The following is a 10,566-nucleotide window of genomic DNA, read 5'->3' as shown; positions in this document are numbered from 1 at the left end:
CACCAGGAAACCTGGGCCCGTGCCCGGAGGGCACTGACAGACACAGCCAGGCGCCCGGCTTCTACCGCAAACAGGGGTACCAGGCGGCGGGCCAGGTACCCGACAATCCGCCGGGCGTCACAGAGTTCACCCTGACCAAGCGGCTTTGACCGCTCGGTACGGGACGACAGCCAGGGGCGCGGGGCCGTGACATCTGCGGCTCCGCCGCGTGGGCGCGACCGGCCACAGACGGCCCGCAGCCGAACGACCACGCATCCGGCGAAGTGCTCAGCGCAGCCTTCGCGCCCCCGCCGACGGGACCGCCGGGAAGACCCCGGGCGCCGTGTAGCCGGCCGCCGCGAACGCCTCCTCGACCGCCTTGGTGACCGTGTCCACCATCGCCGCCTCCACGAGAACGACCGCGGACCCCCCGAAGCCGCCGCCCGTCATCCGCGCGCCGAGCGCCCCGGCCGCCACCGACGCGGCCACGACCAGGTCCAACTCGGCGCAGGAGACCAGCAGATCGTCGCGGAGCGAGGCGTGGCCCTCGGTCAGGACCGGGCCGGCCGCACGCGGATCGCCCGCCGCGAGATGCGCCGCGACCCGCTCCACCCGCTCGTTGTCGCTCACCACATGGCGTACGCACCGGCGAACGGTTTCGGAGTCGAGCCTGGCCAGCGCAGTGTCGAGGCGCGCGTACGGAACTTCGCGCAGGGTGCGCACTCCGAGCGCCCGCGCACCCGCCTCGCAGGCGGCGCGCCGATCGGCGTACGCGCCGTCTCCGAGCGCGTGCTTCACGCGGGTGTCCACCACGAGGAGCGCGAGCCCGTGCGCGGCGAGGTCGAAGGGGACCTGGCGCAGCGAGAGGTCCCTGGTGTCCAGGTGGAGCACATGGCCCTCGGCGCAGCAGGCGGACGCGGTCTGGTCCATGATCCCGCAGGGGACGCCCACGAAGGCGTTCTCGGCGCGCTGGGCGATACGCGCCAGCTCGGGCCGGGTGAGCCCTAGTCCGAACAGGTCGTTCAGGGCGAGCGCGGTCACGACCTCCAGGGCCGCCGAGGAGGAGAGCCCGGCGCCGGTCGGCACGGACGAGGACAGGTGGATGTCGGCGCCGGTGACCGGGTGGCCCGCCGCCCGCAGCGCCCAGACCACACCGGCCGGGTACGCCGCCCAGCCGCCGCCCGAGAAGGGTTCCAGGGCGTCGGCGCCGAGCTCGACCACCCCGCCGTCCATGTCCGCCGAGTGCAGCCTGAGCACCCCGTCGGTGCGCCGCGCGACCGCCGCGACCGCCGTGCGCGGCAGCGCCAGCGGCATCACGAAACCGTCGTTGAAGTCGGTGTACTCCCCGATGAGGTTGACCCGCCCGGGCGCCTCCCAGACCCCCTCGGGGGCCCTGCCGTACAGCTCCTGGAACTCGTCGGCGATGTCAGCGGGATCAGACATCCGCGTTCTCCCGCCGTGCGAACTCCCAGGCGTCCGCGACGATCCCCGCGAGGTCCGCGCGGGAGGGCTGCCAGCCGAGCCGCTCGTGAGCGCGGGCGGCGGAGGCCACCAGGACCGCCGGGTCGCCCGGCCGCCGACCGGCCGTGACCTCGGGGACCGGGTGCCCGGTGACCTTCCGTACGGTCTCGATGACCTCGCGGACGGAGAAGCCGTTGCCGTTGCCGAGGTTGCAGATCAGGTGCTCGCCCGCGGTGGCCGCGTCCAGCGCCAGCAGATGCGCCTCGGCGAGGTCGGCGACATGGATGTAGTCGCGTACGCAGGTGCCGTCCGGGGTCGGGTAGTCGTCCCCGAACACGGAGATCGACTCCCGCTTGCCGAGGGCGACCTGGAGGAGCAGCGGGATCAGATGCGACTCGGGGTCGTGGCGCTCGCCGCAACTTCCGTACGCCCCGGCCACGTTGAAGTACCGCAGCGAGACGGCCGCGAGGCCGTGGGCGGCCGCCTCGCCGGTGATCATGTGGTCGACGGCGAGCTTGGAGGCGCCGTAGGGGCTGGTGGGGGCGGTCGGGTCGGCCTCGGTGAGCAGGGCGGAGGCCGGTTCGCCGTAGGTCGCGGCGGTGGAGGAGAACACCAGCTTGCGCACGCCCGCCGCGCGCATCGCGTCCAGCAGCGCCATGGTGCCGCCGACGTTGTTCGTCCAGTACTTCTCGGGGCGCGCCACCGACTCGCCGACCTGCGAGAACGCGGCGAAGTGGAGCACGGCGTCGTACGAGTGGTCCAGCCGGCGCCCGGCGTCCTGGATGCGGCCCTCGACGAACTCCGCGCCCGCCGGGACGGCCTCCCTGAAGCCCGTGGAGAGGTCGTCGAGGACGGTCACCGTGTGGCCCGCCTCCAGGAGGTGGCGCGCGACCACGCTGCCGATATAGCCGGCACCACCGGTGACCAGGTACTTCCCGCTCATGAACTCGCTACCTCTCGCAGTCGCCGGGCCGCGGCCTCCGGCGGCACGTCATTGATGAACACACTCATGCCGGATTCGGAACCCGCGAGGAACTTCAGCTTGCCGGAAGTGCGGCGAACGGTGAAAAGCTCCAGATGCAGAGCGAATTCGTGCCGGTCGGCGCTTTCGGAGAAGGGCGCCTGGTGCCAGGCCGAAATGTACGGCGTGGGCGGTTCGGCGTCCCCGAAGATCCGGTCGAAGCGCCTCAAGAGTTCCAGATAGATCTGTGGGAACTCTGTGCGCGCCTCGTCGTCCAGGGCCCGCAGGTCCGGGACGCGCCGGCGGGGGTAGAGGTGCACCTCGTACGGCCAGTGCGCGGCGTACGGCACGAAGGCGACCCAGTGCTCGCCCTCCAGGACGAGGCGGACGCGCTCGGCGAGCTCGCGCTCGACCACGTCGTCGAAGAGGTTGCGGCCGCCGGTGCGCTCGCGGTGCTCGGCCAGTGAGCGGAGCATCAGGGCGGTGCGGGGGGTGGTGAAGGGGTAGCCGTAGATCTGGCCGTGCGGGTGGCCGAGGGTGACGCCGATCTCGGCGCCCCGGTTCTCGAAGCAGAACACCTGCTCCACCTGCGGGAGTTCGGCGAGCTCGGCGGTCCGGTCGGTCCAGGCCTCCAGGACGAGGGCGGCCTGCTCCTCGGTGAGGTCGGCGAAGGAGGCGTCGTGGTCGGGGGTGAAGCAGACGACCTCGCAGCGACCGGAGTCCCCGGCGAGGGACGGGAAGCGGTTCTCGAAGACGGCCACGTCGTAGTCGTCGGCCGGGATCTCGCTGTGCCGCCCGTCGCGCGAGGGGCACAGGGGGCAGGCGTCGGCGGGCGGATGGTAGGTGCGGCCCTGGCGGTGGGAGGCGATGGCCACGGAGTCCCCGAGCAGGGGGTCGCGGCGGACCTCCGAGGCGGTGGAGACGGGGTCGAGCGGCCGGGTGTCCGTCTCGTCCCGTACGACGTCGTCCCGCGAGTCGTAGTAGAGCAGCTCGCGGCCGTCGGCGAGCCGGGTCGACGTCTTCTTCACCTGCACCTCCATCAAACAGAACCGAACATAAAGAACCACGAGCCAACACCATCAGTCAATGGGCGCGCCGAAGACTCCGCAGAAGAGAGCCGGACATGGCTGTGGGCGCGACCGCCACGCGGCCGCGCCCACAGCGCGAAGCAACAGAAAAAGAGGTCCGGCTCAGCCCGTCGGCGGGACCGCCCGGTCCAGGAGCCCCGTACGGGCGGCCAGCGCCGCCGCCTCAAGGCGGGAGCCGACGCCCAGCTTCATCAGGACGCGCTGGACATGGGTGCGCGCGGTGGAGGGGGCGATGCCCATGCCCGCGGCGATCAGCCGGGTGTCCTCGCCGTCCGCGACCCGGACCAGCACCTCGACCTCGCGCGGGGTCAGCATCTGCAGCAGCCGCTGCCCCTCGTCGTCCGGCTGCGCGACCGGGTTGAGCAGCTCCGCGAAGGCGCCCTGGAGCAGTTGCGGCGCCACCGCCGCCTCCCCGGACCGCGCCTTGACCATGGCGCGCTCCACGCCCTCGATGCGCTCGTCGTGCCGTACGTACCCGGAAGCGCCCGCGGCGAAGGCAGCGGCGATCCCGCGCGGGCTGGGCACCGGCCCGAGCACCACCACGGCCACCTGCGGCCGCTCCCGCTTGATCTTGACGATCGGGTCGAACACCCCCGGCTCGGCGGGCGCGGCCGTGCCGAGCAGACACACCTCCGGCGCCCGTGCCACCACCAGCTCCGCCGCCCCGGCGACCGGAGCGGCCGCGGCGAGCACCCGGTGCCCGCGGAGCTTCAGTGCCGAGGCCAGAGCCTCGGCGAGCAGGCGGTGGTCGTCGACCACCATGAGCCGCACGCCCATCGAGCAACCCCCATCCCCCCGGGGCACGTTGCCAACTCCCCTGGCCCGGCCCCTCCCTGCCCCGGCAAGCTACACGCTTGTTCGACGTCGCGCGCCCCCTACCGGTGAGAAGACGCCCGGATTGCCGAAATCCCCGGCAATCAGGACTACTTGGCGAACAATTGTGTTCTCCCAGGTGAACGCGGCGGCCCCGGCCGCGGAGGGTGCTCCGCGACCGGGGCCGCCGTGATGGAGAAGTTGACGCCGTACGAACGGCGGCGCGGGATCAGCCGGTGCCGAGGCCGATCAGCAGGTACTTCTTCTCGTCGGTCAGCGTGCTCGGCTTGGAGAGCAGCGTCGCCGACATGAAGAGCTTGCCCTGGTTGTACCGGATCTCGCCGTACTCCGGCCCGAACTGCGAGAGCGCGTCCCGCACGGAGGTGTCCGCCGGGTTCTGCAGCAGGACCGTCTGCTTGAAGCTGCCGCCGTCGACGCTGACGATCTGGCTGCCCTTGTCGTACGGGGGCTTCTTGAACGCGATGACGTTGTTGCCGTCCATCCGCAGCGGCGCCAGCGAGGAGCCGTCGCCCGCGTCGGCCTTGCCGGGCACGGGCTGGCCGGTGGCCAGGTCGAACGCGAGGATCTCGTTGGTGCGGCCGGAGTAGCCGTTGCCGCCCGCGCCGTCGTGCTCCTCCGTCGGGACGTACAGCTTGCCGCCGCCCGCCGCGACCGAGGTGCACTTCTCCACCTCGGTGGAGTCGCAGTCGGCGGCGTACTTGTCGCCCGGCGCCGGGATGCGGGCCAGCAGCTTGCCGGTCTTGTCGTCGATCGAGAAGAAGTCCGAGATCCCGCTGCCGTCGCCGGCGGTGTCGCCGACGTCGGCGGCCACGACCAGCGGCTTGGTCGAGACGATGTGCGCGTACTGGACACCGGCCGGCATCTTGTACGAGGCGGCCGGCGCGCCCGTCTTCGGGTTCAGCGGCTGGATGGTGACCGTGGGGTTGTCGTAGTCGCCGCACTTGCGGACCGCGACCAGCGCCTCGCCGCCGCCGTAACCGGCGTCCTTGCACTGGTCGGTGGTGATCTTCGGCTGCCAGAGCAGTTTGCCGGTGGCCAGGTCCCAGGCGGCGCCGCCCGAGGTGCCGCCGGTGGCGACCGTGCCGCCGCCGACGGTGACCTCTTCGTACATCGCCTTGCGGTCGCCGTCCTTGACGGAGTTCGTCCAGGCCAGCTTGCCGGTGGCGAGGTCGAGCGCCGCGACCTCGGTGCAGCGCGCGTACTTCTCGCCGGAGGCCTTGGGGCCCTCGTAGATGATCGCCGTCTTGCCGTCGGAGGTGACGTGCGTGGTCGCCGCGCAGACCGCGCCGGGCAGCGGCAGCTTCCACAGCTGGGTGCCCTTGGCGGAGTCGTAGCCGACGATCTCGTTGACGCCCGACTTGGCGTACACCTTGTCGGTCAGCCAGGAGCCGTTGACGTGGACCAGGTCGGCGACCTTGGGCTGCGGCACCTGGAAGAGCACCTTGGAGGCGACGTTGGCAGGAGCCTGCTCCTTGCCGCCGCCCCCGGTCGAACCGCCCTCCTTGCCGTCCTTGCCGCCGTCGGCGCCCTGCGTGGAGCCGGACTTGGACTCGTCCTTCTTGTCGCCGTCCTTGCCCTTGGCGTACCAGACGCCGCCGCCGACGATCAGCGCCACCGCGACGACCGCCGCGATGATGATCGTCGTCTGGGTGCTGGGCTTCTTGCCGCCGGGGCCGCCCGGAGGGCCCTGCGGCGCCATGGGCTGGGTGACGGGCTGGCCGGGGTAGCCGTAGCCCTGCTGCGGCTGGCCCGGGTAGCCGTAGCCCGGCTGGGCCGGGGGCGGCGTCTGCGGATAGCCGTACGCGGACGGCTGCCCGGGCGGCGGGGCCTGCGGATAGCCGTACGCCGGGGCCGTCGGCGGCTGGGCCGGAGGCGCCGGAGGCATCGCCGGGGGCGGCGGCGTCGGGGCGCCGAAGCCGCCCGCCGGGGGCGGGGTGGGCGCGCCGAAGCCGCCCGCCGGGGGCTCCTGCGGGGCGCCGAAACCGCCCGGCTGCTGGGGCGGCTGAGGGGGCTGGCTCATGGCGTACGTACCTCTGCGGAAGGGAAGTGGGCGGAAGCGGGCGCGTTCATCAGTTGCCGAACCCCATCAGGGCCTTCTCCTTGGTGTCGCCCTTGGGGCTGGTCACCCGGCCGTTGAGGATGAACAGCCGGCCGTCGCGGTAGGCCACGTGCTTGGAGAAGAAGCCGTTCTCGATGGAGGCGGTGGACGCCGGGTTCTGGAGCACGATCTTCGGCTGACCGCCGGTGGGCGCGATCTCCGCGACCGCGCCGCCCTGCTCGGTGGTGGGCGCGATGTAGGCGAGGACCTTGCCGTTCTCGGCGCTCAGCGGCAGCATCGTGCGGGCAGCGCCCGCGGTCGAACGCCACTTCTCCTTGCCGGTGTTGAGGTCGAACGCCACGACCTCGTTGGTGCGCCCGAAGCCGTCGCCGGAGCTGCGCTTGGGCTCGGTCGGCAGGTAGAGCGTGTTGGCGTCGGCGGCGGTGCCCAGGCAGCCCTGGAGGTCACGGTCCAAGATCGCCCAGCCGCACTCCGGCTGGAAGCTGTCCTTGCTGCTCAGCTCGGAGCGCAGCGAGCCGTCGGGCTTGAACGTCGAGATGTTGAACTGCTTCTTGTCCTTGTTGGTCAGGTAGACCACCAGCGGGTCGGCGGAGAAGACCCGGGCGACCTTCCAGCCCTTGGGGAACTGCTTGGTCCACTTGGGCTTGCCGGTCGTCGCGTCCAGCTCCTGGATCTGGTCGACCCCGAGCGTGTCACCGCCGACCGTGCAGCTGCCCGCCGCGACCAGCCTGGCGCCGCCCGCGAAGGCGTCCGCGCGGCAGTTGCCGCTGCGCTCCTGGCCGAAGACCTTCTTGCCGTCGAGGACCGAGAAGCCGCTGACGCCGCCCATCCGGGCCACCGCCACGGTGTTGCCGCTGATCGCCATGTCGAAGCTGGTCATGATGTCGAAGGTGTTCTCCGACGGGACCGGCACCTTCCAGCCCGCCTTGCCGGCCGCGAGGTCGACCTGCTGGAGCTGGTTGCACTTGGCGTTCTTGGTGTTGTTCTCCTGCACACCGAGGACGATCTTGCCGTCGGCGGTGGTCTGGTGCGGCGCGCCGCACAGCGGAGCGCTGAGCGGCACGCTCCACTTCTGCTTGCCGTCCGTCACCGAATAGCCGATGACTTCCTTGTACATCGCCTTGACGACGGTGTCGCCGATCACCCAGGGGCCGGACTGCTCGGCGCCGTTCTGGGTCAGCTGGGTGGCGTTCTCCTGGAGCCAGACCTTCGCCTCGCCGTCCTTGCGGCCCGCGTTGAGGTCGTCGGCCCCGGCCCGGCCGTCGCCCTTGCCGTCGCCGGTGTCCGTCGTCGGGGAGCCGGTGGGCTGGGCGGCCTGGCTCTTCTTCGCCTCGGGCTTCTTGTCGCCGTCGCCGCCCTTGGTCGCGAAGTACACGCCGCCGCCGACCACGAGCAGACCGGCCACGGCCGCCGCGATGATCACCGCGGGCTTGCCCTTGAAGGGGTTGCGGCCCCCGCCCGGCTGCTCCGGCATCGGGGCGCCCGGGTACTGGGGCTGCGTCGGGTAACCGCCGTAGGGGCCCTGCTGCTGGCCGTACGGACCCGGCTGCTGGGCGTACGGGCCCGGCTGGCCGGGTGCCTGCGGGTAGCCGTAGCCCGGCTGGGCAGCGGGCGCCTGCGGATAGCCGTACGCGGGCGCGCCCTGCGGCGGGGCGGGCGGCATCGCGGGCGGCGGGCCGGCGGGCGGCGGCGGCATCTGCGGCGGCTGGCCGGGCGGAGTGGGTGCCCCGGCGGGCGGGTCCATGGGTGCCCCGAAGCCCCCCTGCGGCGGCTGCTGGCTGGGCGGCTGGGTCACAGCGTGTTTCCCCCTTCGTGCGGACCGCTGCCCGAACGGACTCCCCCGCGTTTCCGGAGCGGAATCGGACATGGTCCCGCACAGTTTGCGTCAGACGAGCGGAGCTTCTTTCTATCACCCACAACCCCTCGAACACGGGGCCGGTCCGCCCCTGTTCCCAAGGGCGGACCGGCCTGTGATGCGGCTGTTATGGAGTTTGCACGTGCTCTTTACGACTCGTCACGCGTCCTCACGCGCCCCACGCACCCCACACGTTCCTAGGCCTCCTCGGCCAGTTCCAGCCAACGCATCTCCAGGTCGTCGCGCTCGCCGATGAGCGCGCGCAGCTCCGCGTCGAGCTTGGCGACCTTCTCGAAGTCCGTGGCATTGTCCGCGATTTGTGCGTGCAGCCCCGTCTCCCGGTCGGAGATCTTGCTCAGCTGCCGCTCGATCCGCTGGAGTTCCTTCTTGGCGGCCCGGCTGTCGGCCGACGAAGCCGTACCGGCGGGCCGGGCGGCGGCCGGCGCCGGGGCGGGGGCGGCCGTCTCGACCATCCGCTTGCGCCGCTCCAGGTACTCCTCGATGCCGCGCGGCAGCATCCGCAGGGCCGCGTCGCCGAGCAGCGCCCACACGCGGTCGGTGGTGCGCTCGATGAAGAACCGGTCGTGCGAGATGACGACCATCGAGCCCGGCCACCCGTCGAGCAGGTCCTCCAGCTGCGTCAGCGTCTCGATGTCGAGGTCGTTGGTGGGCTCGTCGAGGAACAGCACGTTCGGCTCGTCCATCAGCAGCCGCAGCAGCTGGAGACGGCGCCGCTCACCGCCGGAGAGGTCCCCGACCGGCGTCCACTGCTTCTCCTTGGTGAACCCGAACTGCTCGCACAGCTGCCCGGCCGTCATCTCCCGGCCCTTGCCGAGGTCGACCCGGTCCCGGATCTGCTGTACGGCCTCCAGGACCCGCAGCTCGGCGGGGAGTTCGGTGACGTCCTGCGAGAGGTAGGCGAGCCGCACGGTCTTGCCGACCTTGATCTGCCCGCTCGCGGGCTGCGCCTCGCCGTCGGTACGGGACGCCTCGGCCAGCGCCCGGAGCAGCGAGGTCTTGCCCGCGCCGTTCACCCCGACCAGGCCGATCCGGTCGCCCGGGCCGAGCTGCCAGGTCAGGTGCTTGAGCAGCACCTTGGGTCCGGCCTGGACGGTCACGTCCTCCAGGTCGAAGACGGTCTTGCCGAGCCGCGCGTTGGCGAACTTCATCAGCTCGGAGGTGTCGCGCGGCGGCGGCACGTCGGCGATCAGCTCGTTGGCGGCCTCGATGCGGTAGCGCGGCTTGGAGGTGCGGGCGGGGGCGCCGCGCCGCAGCCAGGCCAGCTCCTTGCGCATCAGGTTCTGCCGCTTGGCCTCCTCGGTCGCGGAGATGCGGTCCCGCTCGGCCCGGGCGAACACGTAGTCCGAGTAGCCGCCCTCGTACTCGTAGACGCTGCCCCGCTGCACGTCCCACATCCGGGTGCAGACCTGGTCCAGGAACCACCGGTCGTGGGTGACGCACACCAGCGCCGAGCGGCGGGCCTGGAGGTGGGCGGCCAGCCAGGCGATGCCCTCCACGTCCAGGTGGTTGGTGGGCTCGTCCAGGATGATCAGGTCCGGGTCGGCGATGAGGATCTTGGCGAGCGCGATGCGGCGGCGCTCGCCGCCGGAGAGGGGCCCGATGACCGTGTCCAGGCCGTGCTCGAAGCCGGGCAGACCGAGGCCGCCGAACAGACCCGTCAGCACGTCGCGGATCTTGGCGTTGCCCGCCCACTCGTGGTCGGCGAGGTCACCGATCACCTCGTGGCGGACGGTCGCCTCCGGGTCCAGCGAGTCGTGCTGGGTGAGCACGCCGAGCCGCAGCCCGCCTACGTGGGTGACGCGGCCGGTGTCCGCCTCCTCCAGCTGCGCGAGCATCCGGATGAGGGTGGTCTTGCCGTCTCCGTTGCGGCCGACCACCCCGATCCGGTCCCCTTCGGAGACGCCGAGGGAGACGCCGTCGAGCAGGGCACGGGTGCCGTATACCTTGCTGACTGCCTCGACATTGACCAGATTGACGGCCATTTCACTCCTGAGCAGGGGGCTTGGATCGTCCCCCAGGGTACTTCCCGGGCGAAGGGCCCTCACCGCGCCGAGGTGCCCGCCGCCCCCGGGCGCACACGGTTGCCCGGCCGCCCCGCCCCGGGCGCACGTGGTGCCTCGCTTTCAGGGCCGCGGGGCTGTGACATTCGCGGCTCCGCCGCGTGGGCGCGACCAGCCCCCACCGGGCCGCGGACGAAGAACGACCTCTTGCGGCTGCGGACCGTGCGTGGCCGGTCGCGCGGTCCGCCGCGCCGCCAGGGGGCCGGGGCTCAGCCCAAGACCACGAACGACCTCTTGCGGCTGCGGGC

7 protein-coding genes are annotated in these 10,566 nt (G+C 72.0%); all 7 read right to left on the bottom strand.

The features are described 5' to 3' along the window. Window positions 1-267 precede the first annotated feature (267 nt). The 7 genes from galK to ACFWA7_RS22175 all read right to left on the bottom strand — a co-directional run bounded on the left by galK (window position 268) and on the right by ACFWA7_RS22175 (window position 10,240). Complete coding sequence (galK, locus tag ACFWA7_RS22205) at window positions 268-1,422, bottom strand: galactokinase (RefSeq protein ID WP_385824736.1); 1,155 nt, start codon at window positions 1,420-1,422, stop codon at window positions 268-270. Then, a complete protein-coding gene (gene galE, locus ACFWA7_RS22200) occupies window positions 1,415-2,383 on the bottom strand; it encodes a UDP-glucose 4-epimerase GalE (RefSeq protein WP_385824734.1) in 969 nt (322 codons plus the stop codon). The genes galK and galE overlap by 8 nt, the downstream gene beginning before the upstream one ends. Continuing rightward, on the bottom strand, window positions 2,380-3,429 hold the full coding sequence (gene galT, locus ACFWA7_RS22195) for a galactose-1-phosphate uridylyltransferase (protein ID WP_385547568.1): 1,050 nt from the start codon (window positions 3,427-3,429) through the stop codon (window positions 2,380-2,382). Before galT ends, galE begins: the two co-directional genes overlap by 4 nt. Before the next feature lie 162 nt (window positions 3,430-3,591). After that, complete coding sequence (locus ACFWA7_RS22190) at window positions 3,592-4,266, bottom strand: LuxR C-terminal-related transcriptional regulator (RefSeq protein ID WP_385824732.1); 675 nt, start codon at window positions 4,264-4,266, stop codon at window positions 3,592-3,594. A gap of 265 nt (window positions 4,267-4,531) precedes the next feature. Then, window positions 4,532-6,343: a PQQ-binding-like beta-propeller repeat protein gene (locus ACFWA7_RS22185; RefSeq protein ID WP_385824730.1), complete on the bottom strand. Its 1,812-nt coding sequence runs from the start codon at window positions 6,341-6,343 to the stop codon at window positions 4,532-4,534. Window positions 6,344-6,392: 49 nt separating this feature from the next. Next, complete coding sequence (locus ACFWA7_RS22180; RefSeq protein ID WP_385824728.1) at window positions 6,393-8,177, bottom strand: PQQ-binding-like beta-propeller repeat protein; 1,785 nt, start codon at window positions 8,175-8,177, stop codon at window positions 6,393-6,395. A 257-nt stretch (window positions 8,178-8,434) separates the two neighbouring features. Continuing rightward, window positions 8,435-10,240, bottom strand: a complete 1,806-nt coding sequence (locus ACFWA7_RS22175) for an ABC-F family ATP-binding cassette domain-containing protein (protein WP_385824726.1) — start codon at window positions 10,238-10,240, stop codon at window positions 8,435-8,437. Window positions 10,241-10,566: the final 326 nt, after the last annotated feature.

Source organism: Streptomyces sp. NPDC059994 (genome assembly GCF_042737755.1).
GTDB lineage: Bacteria > Actinomycetota > Actinomycetes > Streptomycetales > Streptomycetaceae > Streptomyces.
The sequence above is the reverse complement of the archived record's forward strand: the minus strand, read 5'-3'. Positions and strand labels throughout refer to the sequence as shown.